The sequence below is a fragment of the Arachnia propionica genome, from assembly GCF_037055325.1.
Taxonomy (GTDB): domain Bacteria; phylum Actinomycetota; class Actinomycetes; order Propionibacteriales; family Propionibacteriaceae; genus Arachnia.
Map to the genome: position 1 here is coordinate 458,247 of NZ_CP146373.1, position 24,368 is coordinate 482,614.

The following is a 24,368-nucleotide window of genomic DNA, read 5'->3' on the forward strand; positions in this document are numbered from 1 at the left end:
ACTCTCTGGGCAAATCCAGTAGTTCCTACGCCTACCCGGGAATCTCGTCCAGCGAGGAGGGCGGTCACCCGATCACTTGGTGCGTTCGGTTGGGATGCTGGCTTCCTGGCGTACGGTGACGTTCACCATGGGAAGCACCCGTATGGCAGTTCCCTCGACGACAGCGATGGTGAACGTGGGTGCGCGGTCAACTGTCACTGTGACATCGCTGATGGCAGTGTTGAAGATGGCGCGTTTCCCGGCCTCCCGGCCATCCGACACAGAGCCTCCCAGGACAGCGGCGGCCCGAGCCGAGTCCTGTGCCGCTGCCATGGCCGTTGATTCCGCCCACAACAACAACGCCCACTGGAGCGCTGCCAGCAGCACCAGTATCGCGAGTGGGAGCAGCAGGGTGACTTGGACGCTGCCGCTCAGACCCCGCTGCTTCCAGCCAGGCCTTGAGAGGCTAGCCATTCCGGCCTCGGTAGGTGTCAACGGGCGATACCCCCTCCCCCGTCAGAAATCTGCTGGAAGGGAAACCCGGCATCGAGACCGGGAATACTGCCCGACATGTGAGTCGTACCGTCACGGATGCGACCGTTCCTTCAGGGGCAGCCAGGCCCTTGGCATCCACACTCACTTGAGCATCTGTGCAGGTGACGTGGGAACTACCCAGCTCGGCCACGGCTGCCTCCAGTGCCGCTCGTTCTGCCGAAGTCTGCGAACGTTCCAGAGAGGCTGCGCGTGCTGCACGTGTGGCGGCAGCAGTGACTGCCTGCTGGGCGATGGCATGCCCGGCCATCACGATCACCAGGCCGATGAACAACATCGCGACGGGCAGCACCAACGCCGCCTCCACTGCAACGGAGCTTCCTCGCTCCGACTCTTTGGGAATCATCTGCATCCTTCCGGATCACTGACAAACCATCCTGCCACGTGCAGGGCATGGCCGGCTAGGCTAGGTCTCGGAATCGATTCTGAAAGGAATGTTCATGGTCAAGAAGGTAGCCATTCTCACGGCCGGCGGCTTTGCGCCATGTCTGTCCTCGGCCATCGGTGGTCTCGTCCAGCGGTATACCGAGGTGGCTCCTGAAGTGGAGATCATTGCGTACAAGCATGGTTACCAAGGGCTTCTTCAAGGTGACTACTTCGCTGTCGACAAGACCGTCCGGGAGAAGGCACACCTGCTTCACCTGTTCGGCGGTTCTCCTATTGGAAACTCTCGTGTCAAGCTCACCAATGTCAAGGACCTCGTCAAGCGCGGTTTGGTCGCAGAAGGGGCTGATCCGCTCAGGGTAGCCGCCGACCGCCTCGTCGCAGATGGCGTGGATGTTCTTCACACCATTGGTGGCGATGATACCAACACCACGGCCGCTGATCTGGCTGCTTTCCTCGCCACCAACGACTACCCACTGACCGTGGTGGGTCTGCCCAAGACCATCGACAACGACGTGATTCCGATTCGTCAGTCGCTGGGCGCCTGGACTGCCGCAGAGCAGGGAGCGAGCTTTGCCAAGAACATCGTCGCCGAACACAACTCAGGCTCCCGGATGCTCATCGTGCACGAGGTGATGGGACGCCATTGCGGATGGCTGACTGCAGCCACCGCCGCCGACTACCGCAAGTGGTTGGACACGCAGGAGTGGTTGCCCGAGATCGGCTTGTCCCGGGAGGCGTGGGACATTCACGCCGTGTATGTGCCCGAGGCGGTCATCGATATCACCGCCGAGGCTGAGCGCCTCAAAAAGGTGATGGATGAGGTGGGCAATGTCACTATCTTCCTTTCTGAGGGAGCCGGCCTGGACGCCATCGTCGCAGAGATGGAGGCGGCGGGCGAGGAAGTACCGCGCGATCCTTTCGGCCACGTGAAACTCGACAAGGTGAACCCCGGAAAGTGGTTCGGAGACAAGTTCGCGGAGAAGCTGGGAGCTGAGAAGGTCATGATCCAGAAATCTGGCTACTTCTCCCGGTCGGCCGCTGCCAACAAGGAGGATCTGGCGCTCATCAAGCAGTGCACAGATTTGGCAGTTGACTGCGCTCTCGCTGGCAAACCCGGCGTCATCGGTCAAGATGAGGAGAATGGCGACGAACTGACGGCGATCGCCTTCGAGCGCATCAAAGGCGGCAAACCGTTTGACATCGCTCTACCGTGGTTCACCGAGCTGGTGTCCAACATCGGTCAGCCCGCGCCGGTTGCTGCTGCAACCCATTGATCAATCGCGATGGCGGTACCTCGTGAGTAGGGCCGCCATCGCAGCCCCGATACCGAGACCGGTTAGCGTCCCCATCCCGTAACCGATCCTTGCTCCCGCCCGGACCCCCTGCGCAGCCACATCGACCGGTATCGCCGGGGTCGGGTCAGATAGTTCCTCAGCTTGATCATTCGCAGTTTTCTGACTGTCTGATTCAAGCGATGGCCGCGTTGCCTCTGTTCTCTCCCCTGCCCAAGCTGCACAAAGCAGCAAGATGGTCGACAGGAGGTTGAACAAAATCATGATCACGATCACAGGTCCAAAAACCACCGCAGTGGGGTTGGAGGTAAAAATGCCGAGAATTGCTCCTGCGAACTGTTGCAGCAAAGCAACCAGAACTGCACCTATTATGGAAGGAGGCAGCCAGCTGTGATAGTGAATCCTTTTCCTCGGAAGGGTGCGAAAAAGGAAGGCGAGCAGCAGCCAACTCACCAAAAGGGTGAGGAGCAGATGAACTAGCCAACCGATTATCCCCGCTGAACCAACCCAGGACATTCCGATGACGGCAATCCCTGAAGGAAGCAGCAGACATGCAAACAGACCGAGAAGAATCAACAGGTTTCCTCCCACTTCTTTCAGGAAGCCCAGCACCCCTTTTCTTTTTTCGATTTCTTGCTCATCGGTTTGCAGCATCCGGCAAAATCCAATTCGCAGGTTCCCGACCCAGTTCGACCCTGAGTAGGCGGCGGCAATCAAGGCGGTACCGGCCAGGCCATACCAGTTTTCTATCGCACTTTGCAGTACGTCAATTGTTTTCTTGGCAAGGTCTGTACTGCCAAGAATATTCACGATCCCGTCAGACAGAAGATGGAACCAGTCGGGACGCAACACTGCCAAGGTGAATCCGGTTGCAGCTCCTGCCAGCATCAGAACCGGAACCAACGTCAAAACTGAAAAGTAGGTGATTGAAGCAGCATGCTGCGGGCCATGCTGCTGGTTGTAGCGCTCATGGATGGTGGCAAATTGTTTAACTACAGGGTTTTTGAGAAACTTTTTCACCCGGTCTTGGCCCTCCTGCGAGATTCGAGCTCGTTCTCAGTGCACATGCTCTGCTGCGCAATTCGTTCGCTTGGGAGGTCGCCGAGTGTTCCTTCGATCTCCTGCCAGACGCTAGAGACCGAGATCAGGAACATGCCCTGCCCTCCCTTAGTGAGATCGAATAGTTCATTCGCGGTTGTGCATTCGTAGACGCTGAACCCGTCGCTGACCAGCGTCAGCTCCGTCAGGTCCTCGACCCCACGGGCTCGGAGATGTTCGATTGCGATGCGGATTTGCTGCAGTGAGATCCCAACATCGAGAAACCGTTTCACGACGCGAAGAAGCAGGATATCCCGGAAAGAATACAGACGTTGTGTTCCCGATCCCGATGCTCCTCGAATCTCCGGCACCACAAGACCAGTTCGGGCCCAATAGTCGAGTTGCCTGTAGGTGATACCCGCCACTCGATGAGCAACAGGGCCACGGAAACCCAGGTCCTTGGGGACAGAGGCGAAATCACCGTCGAACAGTGTGTCCTGCAACGGTGTCTCGTCGCTATGTCTGATGCCATCAGCCACTGGTTCAGCCCCTACTTTTCTCACCGACCACCGGTTCTACGTCACAACTGACGCTAACCGCCAGGTGCCTTGGCAGCGTACGACACGCCCACCGGCACTGCTGTAGATTCTAAACCCTCCAGCAAAGCTCAAGGTTGACGCAGTCCTTCTCCTGAAGTCCAGGATCCGTACTTAGAAATCCTCCGGCTGGACCTGTTCTAGGAACTCTCGGAACCTCTCGACCTCGTCCACATGGACGATTTCTTCGGAGATGCCGACTTTGTCCAACAGCTCGGCCGTGCAGTGCACGGGCCAGCCCCGTCTGATCGCAACGGCCACGACATCGCTAGGTCGCGCATCGAAGGTCAGGTCCCCAGCAAGTATCTCCGCATGAAACACACCGTCCTGCATGGAATTGATCATCAGCTGCGGTTGGGAACCGCCTGCAAGTTGCGCAAGAACCTCTGCTAGCAGGTCCTGAGTGAGCGGCCTGGCGAATTGTTCCTCCTCCAGGGCAACGGCAATGGCGGCAGCGTCGACGGCGGAGATCCAGATCGGTAGCAAGCGTTCTCCATCATTCTCACGTAGCAGGAGGACAGGGCCGTCATCGCCTGCTTGGATCCCAACCACACACAACTCGACCATGTTCACAGCTTACGAGACCGGTCAACCGAACAGTTGCGAGAACATCATGCCGCTGTGCGCATTCACCACCAGTCGGTAGACCTCACGGAGAACCTCCTTTGGTACTCCTTGACGGCCTTGGTATTGGCTGATGGCCTGCTCCACCAGGGCTGCTTCCAGTGATGCGGATTGCTGAAGCACCCTCAGCTGTCGGGGCTCGACTCCATAGTCACCGAGACGCTTCGCGGCCACGGCTAAGGCGAGCATCTCCCTCCCGTATCGTTGAGTACCTTTCCGGTGCGAGATCACCTTCAAGCGCTCCAGTTCGATCAGAGCGGCCTCTCCCAGCCCTGATTCTGAAAGGAGTTCCCTGCGCGTGAAGAGCTGTCGTTGAGTACCTGCCTGTCGGGTCGGTCTACGAGGTGATTCCGAGGTCTGAGGTGCTGTCGCGACAACCGAATCCGTGGTGTCAGGAAGCGCTTCTCCTCTGTCCATGGCGGCGAGTTCCTCACGAATCACCTTGAGAGGAAGATATCTGTCACGTTGAGCACGCAGCACAAAGAGCAGCCGCTCGACATCAGCCGGGTAGAAGCGCCGGTATCCGGAGGGATGGTCCCGCTCCGGTGAGATCAACCCTTCGTTCTCCAGATATCTGACCTTTGAGACCGAGATGTCGGGGAACTCTCCCCGGATCGATTCCAGAACTTGACCGATCGTGCGCGGCGCGGCCGGCATCAGCTCCGCCCGGCCTCGCTCAACAGGATCGTTGCCCGGTACTTGCCGATCTGAATCTCGTCGCCGTGCCGCAGCTGGGCACGACCGTCGATCAGAACCCTGTTGACGTATGTGCCGTTGAGACTTCCCAGATCCTCCAACATCAGCTGACCAGCCGTTCGCACCAGCTTTGCATGATGCCTGGAAACCGTGACGTCGTCCAAGAAGATGTCGGATTCAGGGTGCCGGCCCAGAGTGGTCACATCGGAGTCGATCAGAAACTGCGACTCCTTCACACCACCTCGGGTGACTATCATCAGCGCGTTGCCGGGAGCCAAATCCGCCGCGTTCGCCGATAGACTCCCCCCGATGGCGGACAGATGTTCGTCCGTGAGCGCTGCGAGAACGCTAGTGGTGTCGTTCTTCGAATCCATGAGATCCCCCTGGCGGTGGTTCCTGACCCCCGTCATCGGCGGCCCCCTTTCCGTACTGATCGCCATCCAAGCTGCCCCCAGCCTATCGAGGGACAACGGTTTGACAAGCCTGCCATGCTAATTCGGCTTGGCGAATTCCGGCGCGCGTGGGGAGACGACGGAGTCAACAGAAATCTCTGTCATCTGCTTGATCTCTACCTGCCCCTGCACTCTGCTGCCCTCCACCTCGCTGACCAGACCTCCCCTGAACCGTGCCCCAGCTTCAAGCGTTGCAGGGTCGCCTATGGCCTCGATGACGATTGGCGTGGTCAGCGGAATCCCATCCACAACAATACGCCCCTCCGGGTCACGATCGATCCAGGTGCTCGCCACCACGCGTATCGCATCATTGAACTCGATCACCTCAGAACCTGCATCACGCAGTTCCTCCAACGCGTCCAGTAGCAGCTCCGGAGACATGGCGCCTTGAGGATCTTGAATCGTTATCCGGATCCCCGGTCCGGTCGCCGGAACCGTTCCTGCCACGATCTGCATCTGCTCAATCCGGTGCCTAGTTTCGTCATCGGCCGCCTTGACCCCCGCTGCTCCTGAGACGAGTCCTTCGCGAGTTGTCGTTAGCTCGCGCACCTCGGACTCCAGGCGACGCGTTTCGGCTGAGAGGTTGTCCAACAGCTGAATCAAGTCCGTGCGACGCAGATTGGAGTAATCAGGCTGTGATGCCTGGGAACGCAGTGTCCACACAATGAGAAGGGCGGCCAAGCAGAGCACTGCGCCTACGACCAGCTGACCGCGACCCGGTTTCAGAAAGGCGCGCCACAACGTGTCAGGTTCTGGCGTTTCGAGCTGTTCGGCCGCACGCCGCGGAGTCTTCTCAGGCATGAAGCACCGCCCTACGGATGGCAGCTGCATTGTTGAAGATACGTATCCCGAGCACCACCACGACCCCGGTTGACAGCTGAGATCCGACTCCGATCTGATCGCCTACGAAAACGATCAGCCCGGCGATGAGAACGTTGGACAGAAAGGAGACCGCGAACACCCGATCCGAGAAAGTTCTTTCCAGCCAGGCTCGGGTTCCTCCGAGTATGGCATCCAGCGCCGCCACGATGGCGATGGGTAGATACGGCTGGAGGAACACCGGTAGGACAGGTTCGACCAGCAGCCCGATGATGATTCCAGCTGCAAGTCCGAGCAAAGCCAACATTCTCTCCTCCTCTCCTCCTTCAGCTCTTGGTGTAACGAAGTGTCATCGCGGGGTCGGCCGGTAGATTCAGGTCACTGTTTACCGTTTGCAGTTCGTAGGTAATTCCATAGTTGTCATGCAGATACTGCCACCACGTCGCGGCAGGGGTGCGCGCGAAACGCGCCTGCAGCGTAGCAGGGTCCCCTATTGCCTCCAACACGTAGGGCGGGCTCAACGAGACATAATCCACAGTTATGGCAGACCCAGCAGAGCGGATGGGAGTGAGAGTTGTGATGCGATAGCCGTTTATGGCAACTGCCTCAGCCCCTGCCTGCCACATCCCGTTCACCAAGCGCGTTAGATCAGAATCATAAATCACTCGGTTGCCATCTGGAGTTTTTTCTGCATCATTCACCCGGGCCCGAATACCAGGTCCTGAGACGGAAATTGCCCCAGCGGCCAGCTCAGCTTCCTGTAAATCGGTCCGAACTTTCGGATCTGCCACGGCTTCCTGACGTAGTTGTCTGTTTTCTGTATCCAGTTCACCCGCTTTGGCCGTGAGGTCGTCACGGCGCTGTTGTTCCGCCGCGATTCTCGACAGAAGGTCCTCTTTTTCATCTGCCATTTCGCTACGAGATCGGGTGGTGGATACAGCCGCGAGAGCAAGCAGAGCGGCCACCACGAGGAGTGCAAAGGACATCGCCAAGCGGCTGCGCCGTGGAGATCTCGTGGTCAAGTACTCCGGCTCCATGGCTTCCGAAGCGAGATCACTCAGGAGACTCATACTGGCATCAGGGCGCATCTCTCTCACCTCTCTCACGCGCAAGTTTCATGGTTCCCCGCAGATAGAGGACTCCGGCAGCCCAGTAGGCGACTGCTCCGGAGAGCGCCAGCATCCATCCCACCCATCCCGCTACAACAAGACCGAGTGCGGCGGAGGAGCCGATAAGCATGAGCGGGAAAGCTAGCAACAGAAGCATCGTTCCTGCTTTACCGACAAGATTCACAGGAAGTGCCATTCGTCCACTTCGCCGCAGTGAGGGGAGCAAGCACAACAGCAGCAGGTCACGGGCAGCGAGAACAGCTAGCAGCCACCAGGGCACGATTCCCCTGATGGTCATCACCACGACTGCTGTGAGGATGTAGAGCCGATCGGCAACCGGATCGAGGCGTGCCCCCAGCAGCGAGGTCTGGTGAAGCGTGCGCGCCAAGAAACCGTCAAGCCAGTCTGTTGCTCCTGAAACTGCCAGCAGGATCACCGCTGCTAAGTCATGCCCTGCCAAGATGAGCCAACCAAATACCGGCACTGCCAGCAACCGCAGGAATGAAAGAGCATTCGGTATCGTCAACAGTCGATCGGTGTCCCAGGCCGGGGTTGGTTCGACTGCGTTCACAGCAACCAGCCTAGGCCATGTCCATCCACGCCCTAGCGAGTCGTTCGCGGGCGTCACCGAGTAGCTGGGGAAGGGCACGGGTATGTCCGATGATTGGCATGAAGTTCGTGTCTCCCTCCCAGCGGGGAACGACATGCTGATGCAGGTGGGCGGCTATCCCCGCGCCGGCGGTAGTTCCCTGGTTCATGCCGATGTTGAATCCAGCGGGCTGCGAGACCTTTGTCAGGACCGTGATGGCCCGCTGGGTGAGTTCCGCCATCTCACGGGTCTCCTCTGGCGTGGCGTCGACATATCCGCTGACATGACGGTAGGGGCACACCAGTAGGTGTCCTGGCGAGTAGGGGAAAAGGTTCATCACTACGAAGGCCTGTCCGCCGCGGGCGACGATCAGCCCGTCTTCGTCACGTTTCGTGGGAGAAAGGCAGAACGGGCAGCCAGCCTCATCTTTCGGCTTTTCTCCCTCGATGTAGACCATCCTGTGGGGGGTCCACAATCTCTGGAAGGAGTCGGGGACCCCGCACAGCTCGGAGGATGGCTCTGTCATTGCGCACCTGGATCCGTGTTGCTACGGGATGCAATGTGGGAACGGATCCTCTCCACTGCCCGCTCGACGGGTACCCCGTTCAGCTGGGTGCCGTCCCGGAAACGGAAGCTCACAGCCCCCGCATCGCGGTCTTCTCCACCGGCGATGAGAATGAATGGCGCTTTCGACCTGGATGCGTTTCGGATCTTCTTGCCGAAACGATCATCCGAGAAGTCAAGTTCAACCCGAATTCCGTAGGACCTCAACCGGGCTGCGATATCCGCGAGATGATCGTTGAACTCGTCGGCCACGGGGACGCCGAGCACCTGTACCGGGGCGAGCCAGGCTGGGAAGGCCCCTGCGTAGTGTTCGGTCAGCACCCCGAAGAACCGTTCGATTGAGCCGAACAGGGCGCGGTGAATCATCACCGGACGCTGACGTGTTCCGTCGGCCGCTTGGTATTCCAATCCGAAACGTTCTGGCAGGTTGAAGTCAAGTTGGATCGTGGACATCTGCCAGGTGCGTCCGATGGCATCTTTGGCCTGCACCGAGATCTTCGGTCCGTAGAAGGCTGCGCCCCCCGGATCAGGAACGAGTTCCAGGCCGGAGGCCGTCGCCACTTCGGCTAGGACCTCGGTGGCCTCCTTCCAAGTTTCGTCGTCACCCACAAATTTCTCGGGATTCCTGGTGGACAGCTCCAGATAGAAGTCGTCCAAGCCATAGTCCTTGAGGAGATTGAGCACAAAGGTCAGGAGGCGGGCCAGCTCATCGCGCATCTGTTCGCGGGTGCAGTAGATGTGGGCGTCATCCTGAGTGAATCCCCTGGCTCTGGTCAGGCCGTGCACCACACCAGATTTCTCATTGCGATAGACGGTTCCGAACTCGAACAGCCGCAGCGGTAGTTCCCGGTAGGAGCGCCCCCGCGAACGGAAGATCAGGTTGTGCATGGGGCAGTTCATGGGTTTCAGGTAGTAGTCCTGCCCCTGTCTGCGGATGTTGCCCTGCGCATCGTGTTCCTCGTCCATGTGCATGGGCGGATACATGCCATCGGCGTACCAGTCGAGATGCCCGGAAGTCTGGAACAGGGAGGCCTTCGTCAGGTGCGGAGTGTAGGCGAACTGGTAGCCCTCCTCGACGTGACGGCGTCGGGAATAGTCCTCCATCTCCATGCGCACCACGGCCCCGTTCGGATGGAACACGGCCAGTCCCGACCCGATTTCGTCGGGGAAGGAGAACAGGTCCAATTCGGTACCGAGTTTGCGGTGATCACGTCTGGCGGCTTCAGCCATGCGAGTCTGGTAGTCCTTCAGGTCCTCCCGGGTGGCCCACGCGGTGCCGTAGACGCGTTGCAATCCGGCGTTGCGTTGGTCGCCCCGCCAGTAAGCGGCGCTCGATTTGGTCAGTGCGAACGCCTGGAGGTAGCCGGTGTGGGGTACGTGGGGGCCGCGACACAGGTCGCGCCATGCGACGGAGCCATCACGACGAACGTTGTCGTAGATGGTGAGCTGCCCCTCCCCCACCTCGACGGATGAGCCGTCGGCGGCGGAGGCACCGCCCTTGTCCGCTATCAGCTCCAGCTTGAAGGGTTCTGCGGCCAGCTCCTCGCGGGCTTCCTCGTCGCTGACTTCTCGCCGTACGAAGCGCTGTTTCTCGCGGACTATCTGACCCATTCGTTTCTCAATCGCTTTCAGATCATCCGGGGTCAGCGGTGAAATGGCGAAATCGTAGTAGAAACCATCGGTGATGGGAGGACCGATGCCGAGCTTCGCATCGACGAACAGATGCTGCAGGGCCTGGGCGGTCACGTGCGCCGCGGAGTGGCGGATGATGGCGAGGCCCTCGTCGCTGTTGGCTAGGACAGGTTCCACCTCATCGCCGTCGGTCAGTTCACGCTGGAGGTCCTGAAGATGCCCGTTCACCTTCATCGCAACGATCCCGCGGTCGTTGCCGAACAGGTCCAGCCCCGTGGCGGTCGTCGTCAGCTCCACGCTCTCACGCGATTCAGGATGGATGACGACGATTGTAGACACAGGTCTTCCTTTCGGTAGGGACTGGCCCATTCTGCCATCACCCCGCGAGGAAAGCCCGCTTCTCCACCCCCACTGCCTCAGCAGGGCGGGCGAAGCATCGTCGCTCCGGGAAGAACCGCCATCCGTTGTCGGAGGAGAGCTCCGGCCACTCGTGCCGGACCACACCGTCGAGATCGAAGGCGATACTGTTCTTCGTTGCATCCGTGGCGACCACCAGCCCGAAGGACCCGTCGAAGGCCAGGTCCCCCCTTAAACTTCGCCGTACTGTGGGTCGCGAGACAGAAAATCCGGGCTGAGGAAACGCTCGACGACGAGATAGCTGTCCTCATCCGGTTCCTTCAGGTTCAGCAGCGCGAAAGGCTGACAGGGATCGACGTTGTCGGCACAGTAGGCCTGAGCCTCCCGCGACAAAGGAGGTTCCATCAGGAAGGACCCGGCTGAGCCGGGTGCTCTCGGCAACCAACTAGCCGGGTCCTGATGTGTCGGGGGCAAGGGTCACGGCACGACCCGACCTTCGAAGTCCGTACGGCCTGCAATCCGACCAGCCACGAAGGGGCAGCTTGGACGCACCTGGTTCCCGGTCGGCAGGATGTCGGCCAAGGCGAAATCCACGACTTTCCCGGCCAGACCCTGCCCTTGGAACTCGGGGATCGTTTCGGTGTGGTTGAGGTCGATGACATCACCCTCGATGGCGTAGTCCACGAAGGCTGCCACTTGGCCGCCCTGCTTGAGTTCGTAGCGGAACGCGGTGTCGTTCTTAATCAGTTCGATGTCACTCATGGGTGTCATTTAACCGGATAAGACCGGGCCTTCCGGCCCGGGGCTTCAGGTGTTTTGGTGGGCGATGCCAGGTTTGAACTGGCGACCTCTTCCGTGTCAAGGAAGCGCGCTACCACTGCGCCAACCGCCCGAGGTGGAGACGGGATTCGAACCCGTGTACACGGATTTGCAGTCCGTTGCCTCGCCTCTCGGCCACTCCACCGAGTGGAATATGTCTCCGAGCGGACGACGAGATTCGAACTCGCGACCCTCACCTTGGCAAGGTGATGCTCTACCAACTGAGCCACGTCCGCACGCGCCTTCCCCTGACCTCCCCTTCGGGCTGCCTCGTTCGGCGCGTAGAGAACACTAGCGCAGGGCTTCGAGCGGATGCAAATTGCACCCACCAATCGGTGTTTCAGCCCTACCTGCCAGGGCTGAAACACCCACAGGCGTCACACGGGGATTCCGACGTAGATGGTTTCCAGATATTCGGCGATACCCTCGGAGCCGCCCTCACGACCCAACCCCGAGTGCTTGACCCCACCGAACGGGGCGGCCGGGTTAGAGATCGCGGCGGAGTTGATCCCGGTCATACCGACCTCGAGTCGTTCCGACATCCGCAACGCGCGGTCGATGTCTCTCGTGTGGACATAGGCAGCCAACCCGACCGGCGAGGAGTTCGCCCAGGTAAGCACCTGCTCCTCGGAATCAAAAGGAATCACCGGGGCCACGGGCGCAAACAGTTCTTCGCAGACCACGGGATCCCCGGGATCTGCGACTGTCAGCACAGTCGGGCGATAAAAGTATCCCGGCCCCGCAACGTCCTCACCTCCCGTGAGCACCCGGGCACCGCGTTCACGGGCTCCCTCCACGAGTTTCCGGATACGCTGCCGCTGCTCGGACGTAATAATGGGGCCAATGTCAGTCGCAGGGTCAAGCCCATTGCCCACGATCAGACCCTCGAACCCGGCGGCGAGACGCGCGGCGAACTCATCGGTCAGTTCCCGGGAGACGTAGAACCGGTTCGCGGCATTGCAGGCCTCCCCCATGTTCCGCAGTTTCACGGATTTCGCGGCTGCCACCGCACGGTCCAGGTCCGCGTCCCTGAAGACGATAAACGGGGCACAGCCCCCGAGTTCCATCGAGGTCCGCAATACGTTGTCAGCGGCCTCGCGAAGTAGCCCCTTGCCCACATCGGTGGATCCCGTAAAAGAGAGCTTCCGCAGCCTCGGATCACGAAGCAGAGGCCTGGTCAGGGCTGCCGAGGACGAGGTGGGGACCACGTTGACCACGCCGTCTGGAACGCCTGCCAGTCGACAAGCCTCGGCAAAGGCGAGGGCGGTCAGTGGAGTCAGCTTCGACGGCTTCAGGATGCCGGTGCAACCAGCTGCCAACGCAGGACCGAGCTTGCGGGTGGCCATCGCCAGGGGAAAGTTCCACGGGGTGATAGCCAGGACCGGACCGACGGGCCGGGGCATGGTGATCACCCTCAGGTTGCCCTCCGGGGTCGTGGAGTAGCGACCATTCAGGCGTACCGCTTCCTCGGAGAACCAGCGCAGGAATTCGGCCCCGTATGCCACTTCGCCGTGCGCCTCAGCCACGGGTTTCCCCATCTCAATGGTCATCAGGACCGCGAACTCCTCCGCGCGTTCCACGATGACCTCGAACAGGTTCCGAAGCAGCTCCGCGCGAGCCCGTGGCGCCGTTCGGGCCCAGCTCTCCTGGGCAACAGCCGCAGACTCCAGTGCAGCTAGGCCATCTTCGGCATCCGCATCAGCGACCTGAGCGATCACATTCCCTGTCGCCGGATTGACGACATCAAACCGTCCACCACCTCGAGGTTCGCGCCAGGTGCCGTTGATGAAGACCTCGGTCGGGGCGATGGTGAGCGCCCTGGCCACCACAGAGTTTTCTACGGAAACAGCCTCCATGGCCACACCTCCAAACGTTTCGGTGAACAAATCCACCTTAGAGGTTCCAGGAACGTGCTCTGCCACATATGCCCGGTGGAGGAACACCGAACCGCCTCTGCTTTCCTGACCCCGGCTGCTTTGCCTTGATGCGATGAAGCCGGGGAGTCCTCATTGTTGGCGCCTCCTGGGAAGGTGCGCTAAAGTGGCAGACCGCACGGGCGATTGGCGCAGTGGTAGCGCGCTTCGTTCACACCGAAGAGGTCGGCGGTTCGAAACCGCCATCGCCCACCGATGCTCCTCACTAAAGCCAGTTAGCCGCAAGGAGGAGAGGTATGTCGGCACCAGCCATCGTGCTCGTGGCACGAGGCGACGATGATCCTGCTGTTCGAGCCTCTCTGAACGTTGTGATTGATCACCTTCATCGCCTGCGCCCCGATCTTCACGTTACCCTCGGACTTCTGAACAGCAGCACCCCAACGGTGCACGAGGCAGTTGCTGCCTTGGCTGCCACTGGGGTGGAGGAAATCGCGATGGTCCCGATGGATCTAGTGTCTGCGACCGAACACTCCCCCGTCTTGTCCCATGCCCGCGATGAGGTTGGCGCTGCCAACCCAGATCTGGGCATCGTGATTGCACGCCCCATCGGCCCAGATATCGATCTGCTGAACGTTCTGGACGCCAAACTACGCGGAGCCCTTCACCGCGCAAACGCCGTTGAAGTCGATGCCCTGGTTCTGGCCTGCCCCGACGGCGGGGATCACAGGGGCGCCTCACTGCTAGCCCGACGAGCCAGGCAGTGGGGTGCGCATCACAAACTTCCGGTGCAACTCGCCCAGAATGACATCACTGGTCGCGCAACCGGCCTCGCCATAGGCGCACTACGTGGTCAAGGACGTCGACACATAGCTGTCGGCTCCTTGTTCCTGACGTCCGGCCCCGTTTTTCGCGCCCATCAGCAAGCGGCGATCAGGGCGGGGGCTTTGGCCGTCACCCCTCCAATAACCGAGGATCCACGAGTGACCGAACTGATCCTGGCCCGCTACGCCTTTGCCGCCATGCGACTGCTCGACATCGACCCTCATGAGGATGGAACATGACCGACCGCTTTCCTCTCGACCTCCCCGACCAGGAATGGCGAACCCGTCTCAGCGACCTTGAGTATCACGTGCTGCGAGAATCAGGTACAGAAGCCCCCTTCACGGGTGAATACACGGATACCAGCACCGAGGGAGTGTATGAATGCCGGGCTTGCGGAACCGAACTGTTCCGCAGTGAGGCAAAATTTTCCTCCCACTGCGGTTGGCCGAGCTTCTTCGAACCCCTGGCAGAGGATCGGGTCATCTACGTGGAGGACCGCTCCCTTCCTGGGCCACTCCGTATCGAAGTCCGCTGCTCGGCCTGCAATTCTCACCTGGGGCATGTCTTCCGAGGCGAGGGATACCCCACCCCCACCGATGAGAGATATTGCATAAACTCCATCTGCTTGCGGCTTACTCCGGCGCGCCATCAAACCAGCTCGGGAGAAGCCACATAGGCTCGCTTCCGTGACCCTAGCTCCGCCCACCATGGCCGATCCCGAGTTCCAGCATGCCCTGGAAGAATTTGCCAGCATGCAGTGGCGTTCAGGGATCAGGGCTGAAGAGATCGGGTCCCCCCAACGAATTGCCCCTTTCTCCATCGCCATGGCGCTGGACTTCATGGAGGATGGCGAGGAACTGGGCACCGGACGATTGATACTGCTGCACGATCCCGCCGGCAACGAGAACTGGGAGGGACGCTTCCGCCTGGTCTCCTATGTGCGGGCTGAGGTGGACCAGGAAATGGTCACCGATCCTTTACTGCCTGAGGCAGCATGGTCCTGGTTGTCTGAAGCGCTCTCCAAACACGGGGCTGCTCACCGAGCACTGGCCGGAACAGTGACCGCTTCTTACGGTCGCGGTTTCGGGGAACTCACGACTCACCAGGCCGAGGTAGAGGTCCGCGCTTCCTGGACACCAGTCCTGGACAACCATCACAAGATGACCGTTCATCTCAAAGCGTGGCAAGATCTTCTCGGACACATCTCAGGGCGTCCCCCTCTACCCCGTGGAGTGGTGCAATTCCCGGGGCGCTCATGAGCCAATTCGTCGAGCATCCACGAGAGCCACTGCGCCCCTTAGTTGACACCCCCGAGGCGTTCGATCTCTGTCTCGACTCTCTGACTTCCGGCAACGGTCCTGTTGCGTTCGACGCGGAACGTGCCCATGGTCACCGATACTGGCCTAAAGCTTATCTTTTCCAGATTCGACGTGAAGGATCCGGTACCTGGCTGATAGACCCCATAGCCCTCGAGCAGGACGGGAACACAAACCTCAGCAGGCTCACAGAAGCCTGTGGTGCGGACGCTCCATGGATCATTCACGCAGCCTCGCAGGACCTTCCCTGCATGATGGATGTCGGCATCCGTCCCCCTGCGTTATTCGATACTGAGCTGGCAGGACGCCTTCTCGGAGCTCCGGCGGTTGGCCTCGCCGCTCTCCTCGATGCAAAACTGGGCATCAGACTGCGTAAAGCGCATTCCGCAGACAACTGGGCAATTCGCCCGCTACCGACGTCATGGTTGATCTACGCAGCACTAGATGTCGATTACCTGATCGAACTTGCTGGTCTCCTGCGCGCTGAGCTCGTCGCCAAGAATCGCATGACGTGGGCACAGGAAGAGTTCGTTCACATTCTGCAGAACTTCTCTACGCCGCCCACACCGAGAAAGGAACCATGGCGCCGACTGTCGGGCATTCAGGGCCTGAAACACCCGAAACAGCTGGCCGTGGCACGAGCGCTCTGGCAGGAGCGGGATTACGTGGCACGCAACCGAGACCGCCCTCCTTCCCGGATCCTCACCGACGCGGCGATCATCGAATTCGCATCTGGAATCACCCCCGAATCCCCGATCCCGGATGTTCCCTCACTTTCCAGAATCCCCGGGTTCAACAGTCACAGTGCCGGGCGTTACCGAGCCAACTGGGCCCGTGCACTTCAATCAGTGCTGCAACTGTCCCCCGCCGATTACCCATCACGCCGCCCGGAGCCAAGTGGTATACCACAGCCACGTTCCTGGGAGCGCAACAATCCAGAACGTTGGGAGCTTTGGAGAAAACTCCGAGCAGATGTCGACGCCCTGGCCGGCGAATTCGGTATTCAGCCCAGTCTCATAGCACCTTCTGCCACTCTTCAGGGCTTCATTCACTCATGGGAGGAAGGCAGAGATCCCCGAGTTGTTCTCCAACAAGTTGGTTCCCGAAACTGGCAGGTCGATCTACTTCTTCCGCTCCTCACCACGTACCTTTGACTTTCTCCAGAGGATTGTTTCCCATACGAATACGACCCCTTAGACAGATTGGGTGATTTCTACCTGTCTCTGAAGCATCGCTTCCAGCACATTGCGAGCAATATCCCGCGCAGTCAATCCAAGGTCTTCCAGGACCTCCTCCCGGGTCCCCTGCGCAAGGAACCCGTACCTGACGCCGAAAATGAGGACCTGTGGCCCAGCCCCGGCAAGCCGACCGAGCAATTTTTCCCCCAGCCCTCCGGAAACCAGATTGTCCTCAATACTCACGACCATCTCGTGTTCTTGGGCCAACCGGATCAGCTCGGGGCTGAGTGGAATGCACCAGGTAGGATCCGCCACTGTGCACGGCACCCCCGCTGCGGCAAGTTTCTCTGCCACCCCAAGCCCAATTCCTGCGAACTGCCCATACCCCACGATCAGGATGTTGGCGTCGGTGTCCACACGAAGCAGATCGACCTGATCACGCCCCTCGCCCCGACACGCGACTGCAGGTATGTCACTGGGTAGACGTTCCTTCGAGTATCGCAACACGGTCGGAACATCTTGGACTGTAACTGCCCGTTCCAGCGCTGCGACGAGCCGAGGCTGGTCCCTCGGAGCAGCAATCTCCATCGTTGGTATGAGACCCAGCATCGAGAGATCCCACACGCCATTGTGGCTTGGGCCATCGGTTCCGGTCACCCCGGCCCGGTCGAGCGCAAAAGTGACGCCGGCACCGTGAAGGGCCACATCCATCAGAATCTGGTCGAAGGCCCGATTCAGGAAGGTGGCGTACACAGCAACGACGGGATGCACTCCTGCTCTGGCAAGCCCAGCGGCAGAGACGACGGCGTGTTGCTCAGCGATGCCGACGTCGAAGACCCGATCCGGGAAAGCCGCAGCAAACCTGTTGAGGCCTGTTGGATGCAGCATGGCGGCTGTAATGGCCACCACATCCGTTCTACGCTCCCCGATCCGAAGCATGGCATCCCCAAAGGCATCGGTCCACGTGGCCTGAACGGCGTCGCTGAGCGGCTGCCCGGTGACTTCATCGATCCTTCCGACGGCGTGGAACTGATCTTTCTCGTGTTCCTCGGCAGCCTTGAAACCCTTGCCCTTGCGGGTGATGGCATGGACCAGGACGGGACCCTCGAACTGTCGTGCCTGCTCAAGATGCCCGATGACCGCGCGGATGTCGTGTCCATCTATGGGACCTGTGTATTTCAGACCCAGGTCGGAGAACATTCCTTGTGGTGCAAGAACGTCCTTGACTCCGGTTTTGAAGCCGTGCAGCAGGTCGTAGGCGGGACGCCCCAGCACCGGGGTCCGATGGAGCCAGTTCTTGATAAGACTCAGCGTCCGCTCATACCGTCGATCGGTACGCAAGCCAGCCAGGTGTTTGGCAAGCCCCCCGACCGTCGGGGTGTAGGAGCGACCGTTGTCGTTGACGACGATAACGATTCTCAGGTCAGGTTGAGTCGCTATGTTGTTCAACGCTTCCCAGGCCATTCCACCCGTCAATGCCCCGTCACCGACCACCACGACCACGGTGCGTTTCTCACCACGCAGGCGAAACCCCTTGGCGAGTCCTTCGGCCCAGGACAGGGCTGTTGACGCATGGGAGTTCTCGACCCAGTCGTGCTCGGATTCGGAGCGGGCCGGATAGCCGGACAAGCCTCCCCGCTGCCGGAGATGCTCGAAACCTTCCACCCGACCGGTCAGGATCTTGTGGACATAAGACTGGTGGCCGGTGTCGAAGATGATCGGATCGTGAGGAGAGTTGAAGACTCGGTGAATGCCCAGGGTGAGTTCGACGACACCAAGATTCGGCCCCAGGTGCCCACCGGTGCGACTGACCCGGTTGATGAGGAAGCCGCGGATCTCGGACGCGAGGCTTGTCAGCTGGCGGCGCGAGAGCGTTCGCAGGTCACGCGGGCCACCGATCTTGGTGAGCATGGACATGGCGGACAGTCTAGAGGCTCTCTCAAGGAACGGACACCTTGTAGCGTTACCGCGCCAGACCGTGTTGCGACTTCATCGAGACCACGCTTTGTCCGTGCTCGACTTCAGCGATGAGCATCCCAGATACTGGAGACTTCGTCACTGGCTACCCATCCGGGCCGTCCAAGCGAAGAACTGAGCCAGAGCGCTCACAGGTCCGGGGAAGATATCACGCTGATGTGCAGATCAGCAAGTCAAACCATCAAGCGAGAGTTGGTGGTGCGCAGGTCACCCTGTGCACCACCAACCAGTTTCTTCTCCGGATTAGACACTCTTACCGAGAAATGCCTCCGTGGACTTTCTTCCTGACGAACCATGAAATCGTCAATCCCACGAACCACAGAAGCGTCAGCCCCAAGGCTATTCGGGTGTCGTCATAACGCAACAGCACATAGACCACGAACCCGAAGAAGAGCAGCACTACCCATGGCATGAAGGAGGCGCCCGGCATGCGGAATGCTGCATTCTTGTGGGCCTCGGGATACAACTTCCGATAGCGGATGTAGCACACCAGGACCAGTGACCACATGAACAGCACCAATCCCACCGATACCGAGGAGACCATGGTGAACGCCTCCATCACCGATCCGCCGATGACCAGGATCGGGAAGGCGACACACGTCAGTGCTACTGACAGTATCAGCGCCTTGGCTGGAACCTGGTGCTTCGACAGATGGCCGAAGGACTCGGGTGCCTGCTTCGACTGTGACAACCCGTACAGCATGCGGGAGGTCGAGAAGATCCCCGAGTTTGCGCTGGAGGAGGCAGAGGTCAGGACCACAAAGTTCATGGCCCCGGCCGCAGCCACGAACCCAACCATGCTGAACAGGTTCACAAACGGCGACATGGTCGGATCGATCTTGTCCCACGGAGTGACCGACATGATGACCGCCAAGGCCAGCACGTAGAAGATCACGATCCGAACCGGTATGGCATTGATGGCTTTCGGCAGCGTTTTGTGCGGATCGGAGGTCTCGGCCGCAGCCGTTCCGATCAACTCGATACCGATGAACGCGAACACCGCGATCTGGAAAGCCGCCAAGAAATTATCACCGTCTGCGGGGAAGATCCCCAACGGACCATAGGCACTCCACAGGTGAGTGATCGATGCGGTTGTCGAGCCGTCAGCAGACTGGAAGTTCACGAGGATCATCCCTATGCCGACGACAATCAGGAGCAGGATGGCGATGATCTTGATCAGGGCGAACCAGAACTCGATCTCACCAAACAACTTGACCGTCAACAGGTTACAGCCGAGCAAAGCCATCAGGAGAATGAACGTACAGATCATCGACCAGGTCATGTCCTTGATCCAGAAATCAAAGTAACCGGCGATGACGACAACTTCTGCGCTGGCCGTGACGACCCACAGAATCCAGTACGTCCAGCCCGCGAAATATCCCGCCCATGGCCCGAGCATGTCTCGCGCGAAATCCTGGAAGGACTTGTACTCGAGGTTGTGAAGCAGGAGCTCACCCATCGCCCTCATCACGAAGAAAAGCATCGTTCCGATGAGCAGATAGATCAGCAGCAATGACGGCCCTGCCAAGTGAACAGTCTTGCCTGAGCCCATGAACAGGCCCGTGCCAATGGCGCCGCCGATGGCAATGAGCTGGATGTGGCGGTTCTTCAGATTTCGCTGCAGATGCTCTTGGCCATCAGCGGCCTGCGTTGAGGCAGGTTCATACGACATGATCAAGCGCTTCCGCCAAGGGCATCAGTGGCAGGTCGAACGCCTCGGCCACACCCGCAAAGGTCAGGTTACCCTTAACCGTGTTGAGGCCCTTGGCCAACGCGGGGTTGTCCTTCAGCGCCTGGGCTGCACCCTTGTCGGCGAGCTGAACCGCATAGGGAAGGGTGGCATTGGTGAGCGCCCAGGTGGAGGTGTTCGGCACCGCGCCCGGCATGTTCGCCACGCAGTAGAACTGCGAGTTGTGGACGGGGAAGGTCGGATCGTCATGGGTGGTCGGGTGGGAATCCTCGAAGCAGCCGCCCTGGTCGATGGCGACATCCACCAGCACCGATCCGGGCTTCATCTCGGCAACCATGTCGTTGGTGACGAGTTTCGGGGCCTTCGCGCCGGGGATGAGCACCGTGCCGACCACCAGATCGGCCTGGAGGACGTGCTCACGCACAGTGAGGGCAGAACTCGCAACCCCGTGCACCTGGTTGTGGAACCTCCAGAAGGTGTTGCGCAGCTTGTCGAGGTCGGTGTCGAGCACAGTGACATCCGCACCGAGACCCATGGCGATATTGGCCGCGTTCTGGCCTGCAACACCGCCACCGAGGACTACAACCTTGGCGCTGGGAACGCCACCGATGCAGCCCATAAGGACGCCGCGTCCGCCCTGGGCCTTCATGAGGGCATGGGCACCGACCTGGGGAGCCAAGGAGCCTGCGATCTCGGACATGGGGTAGAGCAGCGGCAACGCACCGGAGGGCAACTGGACTGTCTCGTAGGCGATCGACGTGGTGCCCGCCTTGAGCAGAGCATCGGTCTGGGGACGATCAGCCGCGAGGTGAAGGTAGGTGAACAGGGTCAGGTCCTCACGCAGGTACTGGTACTCGCTGGAGATCGGCTCTTTCACCTTGATCACCATCTCGCCAACCTCCCACGTGTCGGCGGCGTTGCTAACGATCTTCGCACCCTGCGCGACATATTCCTCATCCGAGATCGAGGAACCGACGCCTGCGCCCTTCTGGATGTAAACCTCGTGACCCCTCCTGACGAGCTCGTGGACACCAACGGGGGTGATGGCGACCCGGAACTCGTTGTTCTTGACCTCGGTCGGGACTGCGATACGCATGCGTTACTCCTTCGTAATTGTTTGGCTGCCCCACCTCGGGCATCCATGCGTTTGCCTGAGACCGACAGTAGTACGGCTCAGATCAGCGCGCGCAAGCACCCCCCTGTTTTTCGCTTCGACAAGGCCTTGAACCACTGCGGCCGGGAGCGACAGGACCCCTGCGAGGCCCTTCGGTGAGGGCTCGCAGGGGTCCTTGGACCCGTCGTCAGGCTTTCGCCAGGTTACGCAGTACGTAGGGCATGATGCCGCCGTTGAGATAGTAGGCACGTTCCCCTGGGGTATCGATCCGCACGATGGCGTCGAATCCTGTCGTCACCCCGTCAGACCGGGTGGCGGTGATCCCGACCGTACGAGGGGTGATGCTGGAGTTCAGGGTGGTGATGCCGGAAATGGCGAGGGTCTCCTCTCCCGTCAGGCCGAGGGAGTCGGCCGAGACCCCTTCGGGAAACTGGAGCGGGAGGACTCCCATCCCGATCAAGTTGGAGCGGTGGATCCGTTCGTAACTCTCCGCGATCACGGCCTTCACCCCAAGCAGTGCCGTGCCCTTGGCCGCCCAGTCTCGAGATGATCCAGACCCATACTCCTTACCCGCCAAGACCACCAGCGGAACACCTGCGGTCGCATAGTTCTGGGCTGCGTCATACACGGTTCTCACCGGACCCCCGGGAAGGGTGAAGTCGCGTGTGAAGCCGCCTTCGGTTCCGGGGGCCACCTGGTTTCGAAGTCGGATGTTGGCGAAGGTTCCCCGGATCATGATCTCGTGATTCCCACGCCGGGAACCATACGAGTTGAAATCGCGCTGGCTCACTCCACGGGAAGCAAGATACTCACCTGCCGGGGAATCGGCTTTGATGCTTCCCGCCGGGGAGATGTGATCAGTGGTGACGGAATCCCCCAGCTTCAGCAGTACCCGCGCACCTTCGATGTCCTTGACCGCGATGGGCTTGTCGGGCATTCCATCGAAATAAGGGGCTCTACGAACATAGGTGGATTCCTCGTTCCATGTGAAGACCACCCCGCCCGGGGTGGGCAGCGAACGCCAGCGTTCGTCTCCAGCAAACACATCCGCATAGCGGGATGAGAACATCTCGGAACTGATGGACGAGTTGATCACGTCCTCAATCTCGGCCTGGGTGGGCCACAGGTCCCGCATGAACACGTCGTCCCCATTACGGTCCTGACCGATGGGGTCATTGAACAAGTCGATGTCCATGGTTCCTGCCAAGGCGTAAATGATGACCAGCATCGGACTGGCAAGGTAGTTCATCTTCACATCCGGGCTGATCCGACCTTCGAAGTTCCGGTTACCAGAAAGCACCGCCGCAACGGCTAGGTCGTGCTCATTAACGGCAGCGGAAACCTCGGGAATCAGAGGACCGGTGTTACCGATGCAGGTTACACAACCGTAACCGACAAGGTTGAACCCGATAGCGTCGAGATACTGTCCAAGTCCCGACTTCGCATAGTAGTCGGTGACCACTTGAGACCCAGGCGCCAGCGATGTCTTGACCCAGGGTTTACGGGTCATTCCCCGCTCTACGGCTTTCTTCGCCACCAGGGCCGCCCCAAGCATCACGGACGGGTTGGAGGTATTGGTGCAGGACGTGATGGAGGCAACGGTGACGGCGCCGTTCCTCAGCTCGAAGGACGTGCCGTCCGCTAGTGTCACGGGTACCGCGAGCTCAGGGGTGTTTGTGTAGGCGGGGAGCACATCGCGGAAGCTGTCACGGGCTCGGGCGAGCAGAATGCGATCCTGGGGACGTTTCGGCCCGGCAATGGACGGCGCTACGGTACCGAGGTCAAGTTCGATGTATTCGGAGTAGACAGGTTCGCGGTCATCCTCGTGCCACAGTCCCTGGGCTCTGGCATACGCCTCCACGAGCGCGATCTGGGCTTCGTCTCGCCCGGTCAGGCGCAGGTAGTCGATAGTTTTCCCATCGATCGGGAACACCGCGATCGTGGAACCATACTCGGGGCTCATATTCCCAATGGTGGCGCGATTGGCGAGCGGCACCTGGGACACCCCCTCGCCATAGAATTCAACGAATTTCCCCACCACTTGATGCTGACGCAGCATCTCGGTGATGGTCAGGACCAGATCGGTGGATGTGGTTCCTTCGGGGAGCTTGCCTGTCAACTTGAACCCGACCACCCGTGGGATAAGCATGGAGACGGGCTGCCCCAGCATGGCTGCCTCGGCTTCAATACCGCCGACGCCCCAGCCGACTACGCCCAAGCCGTTGACCATGGTGGTATGGGAGTCAGTGCCTACACACGTGTCGGGATAGGCCTGGAGAACGCCGTCGACAACTCGCGGGAAGACGACCCGGGCTAGATGTTCGATGTTGACCTGATGAACAATTCCGGTTCCCGGGGGAACCACCTTGAAATCATCGAAGGCTGTCTGACCCCAGCGCAGGAACTGATAGCGTTCATGGTTGCGTTGGTACTCTATCTCGGTGTTCCGAGCGAAGGCGTCCGGGGTCCCAAATGCCTCTGCTATGACGGAATGGTCAATGACCATTTCCGCCGGAGCCAGCGGATTCACCTTTGCGGGATTCCCGCCGAGATTCGCAACGGCCTCCCGCATAGTCGCAAGGTCCACCACGCAGGGCACGCCCGTGAAATCCTGCATGACGACACGAGCGGGAGTGAACTGAATCTCGTGATTCGGTTCGGCACCTGCATCCCAGCTGCCGAGCGCACGGATGTCGTCGGCGGTGATGTTCGCCCCGTCCTCCGTGCGCAGCAGGTTCTCGAGCAGGATCTTCAGGCTATAGGGCAGCCTGTCGTGTCCTGTAACCGCATCGATTCGGAAGATCTCATAGGTGGTGCCATCCACGTCGAGGGATGACCTGGCCCCGAAACTGTTGACACTCATCGCTCTCCTTGCGTCACATCACGCCGCTT

The 24,368-nt window shown here is 60.0% G+C and carries 26 protein-coding genes and 4 tRNA genes; 6 read left to right on the top strand and 24 right to left on the bottom strand.

Going from position 1 to position 24,368, the window contains the following annotated elements; all coding sequences use genetic code 11:
- Positions 1-72 precede the first annotated feature (72 nt).
- On the bottom strand, positions 73-453 hold the full coding sequence (locus V7R84_RS02050; RefSeq protein WP_338571539.1) for a TadE/TadG family type IV pilus assembly protein: 381 nt from the start codon (positions 451-453) through the stop codon (positions 73-75).
- Positions 446-877 carry a TadE/TadG family type IV pilus assembly protein gene (locus tag V7R84_RS02055; protein WP_338571542.1) on the bottom strand — a complete coding sequence of 144 codons (432 nt, stop codon included), beginning with the start codon at positions 875-877 and terminating at the stop codon, positions 446-448. The genes V7R84_RS02050 and V7R84_RS02055 overlap by 8 nt, the downstream gene beginning before the upstream one ends.
- 94 nt (positions 878-971) lie before the next feature.
- Between V7R84_RS02055 and V7R84_RS02060 the strand changes: the two genes are divergently transcribed.
- Positions 972-2,192, top strand: a complete 1,221-nt coding sequence (locus tag V7R84_RS02060) for a pyrophosphate--fructose-6-phosphate 1-phosphotransferase (protein ID WP_338571545.1) — start codon at positions 972-974, stop codon at positions 2,190-2,192.
- Here V7R84_RS02060 and V7R84_RS02065 read toward each other — a convergent pair whose 3' ends face one another.
- From V7R84_RS02065 to V7R84_RS02150, 18 genes are all read right to left on the bottom strand, one after another.
- Complete coding sequence (locus V7R84_RS02065; protein ID WP_338571547.1) at positions 2,193-3,230, bottom strand: YihY/virulence factor BrkB family protein; 1,038 nt, start codon at positions 3,228-3,230, stop codon at positions 2,193-2,195.
- Positions 3,227-3,787 carry a MerR family transcriptional regulator gene (locus V7R84_RS02070; RefSeq protein WP_338571549.1) on the bottom strand — a complete coding sequence of 187 codons (561 nt, stop codon included), beginning with the start codon at positions 3,785-3,787 and terminating at the stop codon, positions 3,227-3,229. The genes V7R84_RS02065 and V7R84_RS02070 overlap by 4 nt, the downstream gene beginning before the upstream one ends.
- Before the next feature lie 171 nt (positions 3,788-3,958).
- Complete coding sequence (locus tag V7R84_RS02075; RefSeq protein ID WP_338571550.1) at positions 3,959-4,411, bottom strand: bifunctional nuclease family protein; 453 nt, start codon at positions 4,409-4,411, stop codon at positions 3,959-3,961.
- 21 nt (positions 4,412-4,432) lie between these two features.
- The gene (locus V7R84_RS02080) at positions 4,433-5,125 is read right to left on the bottom strand and encodes a MerR family transcriptional regulator (protein WP_338571554.1); all 693 of its coding nucleotides are present in this window, start codon (positions 5,123-5,125) and stop codon (positions 4,433-4,435) included.
- On the bottom strand, positions 5,125-5,538 hold the full coding sequence (locus V7R84_RS02085; RefSeq protein WP_412728075.1) for an FHA domain-containing protein: 414 nt from the start codon (positions 5,536-5,538) through the stop codon (positions 5,125-5,127). Before V7R84_RS02085 ends, V7R84_RS02080 begins: the two co-directional genes overlap by 1 nt.
- Positions 5,539-5,655: 117 nt before the next feature.
- Positions 5,656-6,417: a DUF881 domain-containing protein gene (locus V7R84_RS02090; protein ID WP_338571556.1), complete on the bottom strand. Its 762-nt coding sequence runs from the start codon at positions 6,415-6,417 to the stop codon at positions 5,656-5,658.
- Positions 6,410-6,742 (bottom strand): small basic family protein, encoded by a 333-nt coding sequence (locus tag V7R84_RS02095; RefSeq protein ID WP_338571559.1) that lies wholly within the window; start codon positions 6,740-6,742, stop codon positions 6,410-6,412. Before V7R84_RS02095 ends, V7R84_RS02090 begins: the two co-directional genes overlap by 8 nt.
- Positions 6,743-6,761: 19 nt before the next feature.
- A complete protein-coding gene (locus V7R84_RS02100; protein ID WP_338571561.1) occupies positions 6,762-7,346 on the bottom strand; it encodes a DUF881 domain-containing protein in 585 nt (194 codons plus the stop codon).
- Between the two features lie 166 nt (positions 7,347-7,512).
- On the bottom strand, positions 7,513-8,115 hold the full coding sequence (locus V7R84_RS02105) for a CDP-alcohol phosphatidyltransferase family protein (RefSeq protein WP_338571564.1): 603 nt from the start codon (positions 8,113-8,115) through the stop codon (positions 7,513-7,515).
- Between the two features lie 10 nt (positions 8,116-8,125).
- On the bottom strand, positions 8,126-8,659 hold the full coding sequence (locus V7R84_RS02110) for an HIT domain-containing protein (protein ID WP_338571567.1): 534 nt from the start codon (positions 8,657-8,659) through the stop codon (positions 8,126-8,128).
- The gene (gene thrS, locus V7R84_RS02115; protein WP_338571569.1) at positions 8,656-10,668 is read right to left on the bottom strand and encodes a threonine--tRNA ligase; all 2,013 of its coding nucleotides are present in this window, start codon (positions 10,666-10,668) and stop codon (positions 8,656-8,658) included. Before thrS ends, V7R84_RS02110 begins: the two co-directional genes overlap by 4 nt.
- A gap of 37 nt (positions 10,669-10,705) precedes the next feature.
- Positions 10,706-10,882, bottom strand: coding sequence for a hypothetical protein (locus tag V7R84_RS02120; protein WP_338571571.1), 177 nt, complete (start codon positions 10,880-10,882; stop codon positions 10,706-10,708).
- A gap of 35 nt (positions 10,883-10,917) precedes the next feature.
- Positions 10,918-11,079, bottom strand: coding sequence for a hypothetical protein (locus V7R84_RS02125; RefSeq protein ID WP_338571573.1), 162 nt, complete (start codon positions 11,077-11,079; stop codon positions 10,918-10,920).
- 84 nt (positions 11,080-11,163) lie between these two features.
- Positions 11,164-11,448, bottom strand: coding sequence for a GNAT family N-acetyltransferase (locus V7R84_RS02130; protein ID WP_338571575.1), 285 nt, complete (start codon positions 11,446-11,448; stop codon positions 11,164-11,166).
- A 55-nt stretch (positions 11,449-11,503) separates the two neighbouring features.
- Positions 11,504-11,578, bottom strand: a tRNA-Val gene (locus V7R84_RS02135).
- Position 11,579: 1 nt separating this feature from the next.
- A tRNA-Cys gene (locus V7R84_RS02140) sits at positions 11,580-11,650 on the bottom strand.
- A gap of 18 nt (positions 11,651-11,668) precedes the next feature.
- A tRNA-Gly gene (locus V7R84_RS02145) sits at positions 11,669-11,741 on the bottom strand.
- Between the two features lie 141 nt (positions 11,742-11,882).
- Positions 11,883-13,361, bottom strand: coding sequence for an NAD-dependent succinate-semialdehyde dehydrogenase (locus V7R84_RS02150; RefSeq protein ID WP_338571577.1), 1,479 nt, complete (start codon positions 13,359-13,361; stop codon positions 11,883-11,885).
- A gap of 198 nt (positions 13,362-13,559) precedes the next feature.
- Between V7R84_RS02150 and V7R84_RS02155 the strand changes: the two genes are divergently transcribed.
- From V7R84_RS02155 to V7R84_RS02175, 5 genes are all read left to right on the top strand, one after another.
- Positions 13,560-13,631 (top strand) — tRNA-Val (locus tag V7R84_RS02155).
- Positions 13,632-13,675: 44 nt separating this feature from the next.
- The gene (locus V7R84_RS02160) at positions 13,676-14,440 is read left to right on the top strand and encodes a sirohydrochlorin chelatase (RefSeq protein WP_338571579.1); all 765 of its coding nucleotides are present in this window, start codon (positions 13,676-13,678) and stop codon (positions 14,438-14,440) included.
- On the top strand, positions 14,437-14,877 hold the full coding sequence (gene msrB, locus V7R84_RS02165) for a peptide-methionine (R)-S-oxide reductase MsrB (RefSeq protein ID WP_338571582.1): 441 nt from the start codon (positions 14,437-14,439) through the stop codon (positions 14,875-14,877). The genes V7R84_RS02160 and msrB overlap by 4 nt, the downstream gene beginning before the upstream one ends.
- 10 nt (positions 14,878-14,887) lie before the next feature.
- Positions 14,888-15,460, top strand: coding sequence for a DUF3000 domain-containing protein (locus V7R84_RS02170; RefSeq protein WP_338571585.1), 573 nt, complete (start codon positions 14,888-14,890; stop codon positions 15,458-15,460).
- Positions 15,457-16,671, top strand: coding sequence for an HRDC domain-containing protein (locus V7R84_RS02175; protein ID WP_338571588.1), 1,215 nt, complete (start codon positions 15,457-15,459; stop codon positions 16,669-16,671). Before V7R84_RS02170 ends, V7R84_RS02175 begins: the two co-directional genes overlap by 4 nt.
- Before the next feature lie 39 nt (positions 16,672-16,710).
- Here the strand turns inward: V7R84_RS02175 and dxs are convergent, their stop codons facing one another.
- The 4 genes from dxs to acnA form a co-directional block, all read right to left on the bottom strand.
- On the bottom strand, positions 16,711-18,612 hold the full coding sequence (gene dxs, locus V7R84_RS02180) for a 1-deoxy-D-xylulose-5-phosphate synthase (RefSeq protein ID WP_338571590.1): 1,902 nt from the start codon (positions 18,610-18,612) through the stop codon (positions 16,711-16,713).
- A 313-nt stretch (positions 18,613-18,925) separates the two neighbouring features.
- Positions 18,926-20,344, bottom strand: coding sequence for an amino acid permease (locus V7R84_RS02185; protein WP_338571592.1), 1,419 nt, complete (start codon positions 20,342-20,344; stop codon positions 18,926-18,928).
- Positions 20,334-21,458: an alanine dehydrogenase gene (ald, locus tag V7R84_RS02190; RefSeq protein ID WP_338571593.1), complete on the bottom strand. Its 1,125-nt coding sequence runs from the start codon at positions 21,456-21,458 to the stop codon at positions 20,334-20,336. The genes V7R84_RS02185 and ald overlap by 11 nt, the downstream gene beginning before the upstream one ends.
- A gap of 205 nt (positions 21,459-21,663) precedes the next feature.
- Positions 21,664-24,339: an aconitate hydratase AcnA gene (gene acnA, locus V7R84_RS02195; RefSeq protein WP_338571595.1), complete on the bottom strand. Its 2,676-nt coding sequence runs from the start codon at positions 24,337-24,339 to the stop codon at positions 21,664-21,666.
- Between the last annotated feature and the right edge of the window lie 29 nt (positions 24,340-24,368).

Bases quoted from the DNA above. Each gene is read 5' to 3' on its own strand.
- V7R84_RS02050 (WP_338571539.1), bottom strand. From the start codon at position 453: ATGGCTAGCCTCTCAAGGCCTGGCTGGAAGCAGCGGGGTCTGAGCGGC.
- V7R84_RS02055 (WP_338571542.1), bottom strand. From the start codon at position 877: ATGATTCCCAAAGAGTCGGAGCGAGGAAGCTCCGTTGCAGTGGAGGCG.
- V7R84_RS02060 (WP_338571545.1), top strand. From the start codon at position 972: ATGGTCAAGAAGGTAGCCATTCTCACGGCCGGCGGCTTTGCGCCATGT.
- V7R84_RS02075 (WP_338571550.1), bottom strand. From the start codon at position 4,411: ATGGTCGAGTTGTGTGTGGTTGGGATCCAAGCAGGCGATGACGGCCCT.
- V7R84_RS02080 (WP_338571554.1), bottom strand. From the start codon at position 5,125: ATGCCGGCCGCGCCGCGCACGATCGGTCAAGTTCTGGAATCGATCCGG.
- V7R84_RS02085 (WP_412728075.1), bottom strand. From the start codon at position 5,538: ATGGATTCGAAGAACGACACCACTAGCGTTCTCGCAGCGCTCACGGAC.
- V7R84_RS02090 (WP_338571556.1), bottom strand. From the start codon at position 6,417: ATGCCTGAGAAGACTCCGCGGCGTGCGGCCGAACAGCTCGAAACGCCA.
- V7R84_RS02095 (WP_338571559.1), bottom strand. From the start codon at position 6,742: ATGTTGGCTTTGCTCGGACTTGCAGCTGGAATCATCATCGGGCTGCTG.
- V7R84_RS02100 (WP_338571561.1), bottom strand. From the start codon at position 7,346: ATGGCAGATGAAAAAGAGGACCTTCTGTCGAGAATCGCGGCGGAACAA.
- V7R84_RS02110 (WP_338571567.1), bottom strand. From the start codon at position 8,659: ATGACAGAGCCATCCTCCGAGCTGTGCGGGGTCCCCGACTCCTTCCAG.
- V7R84_RS02130 (WP_338571575.1), bottom strand. From the start codon at position 11,448: ATGAGTGACATCGAACTGATTAAGAACGACACCGCGTTCCGCTACGAA.
- V7R84_RS02150 (WP_338571577.1), bottom strand. From the start codon at position 13,361: ATGGAGGCTGTTTCCGTAGAAAACTCTGTGGTGGCCAGGGCGCTCACC.
- V7R84_RS02160 (WP_338571579.1), top strand. From the start codon at position 13,676: ATGTCGGCACCAGCCATCGTGCTCGTGGCACGAGGCGACGATGATCCT.
- msrB (WP_338571582.1), top strand. From the start codon at position 14,437: ATGACCGACCGCTTTCCTCTCGACCTCCCCGACCAGGAATGGCGAACC.
- V7R84_RS02175 (WP_338571588.1), top strand. From the start codon at position 15,457: ATGAGCCAATTCGTCGAGCATCCACGAGAGCCACTGCGCCCCTTAGTT.
- dxs (WP_338571590.1), bottom strand. From the start codon at position 18,612: ATGTCCATGCTCACCAAGATCGGTGGCCCGCGTGACCTGCGAACGCTC.
- V7R84_RS02185 (WP_338571592.1), bottom strand. From the start codon at position 20,344: ATGTCGTATGAACCTGCCTCAACGCAGGCCGCTGATGGCCAAGAGCAT.
- ald (WP_338571593.1), bottom strand. From the start codon at position 21,458: ATGCGTATCGCAGTCCCGACCGAGGTCAAGAACAACGAGTTCCGGGTC.
- acnA (WP_338571595.1), bottom strand. From the start codon at position 24,339: ATGAGTGTCAACAGTTTCGGGGCCAGGTCATCCCTCGACGTGGATGGC.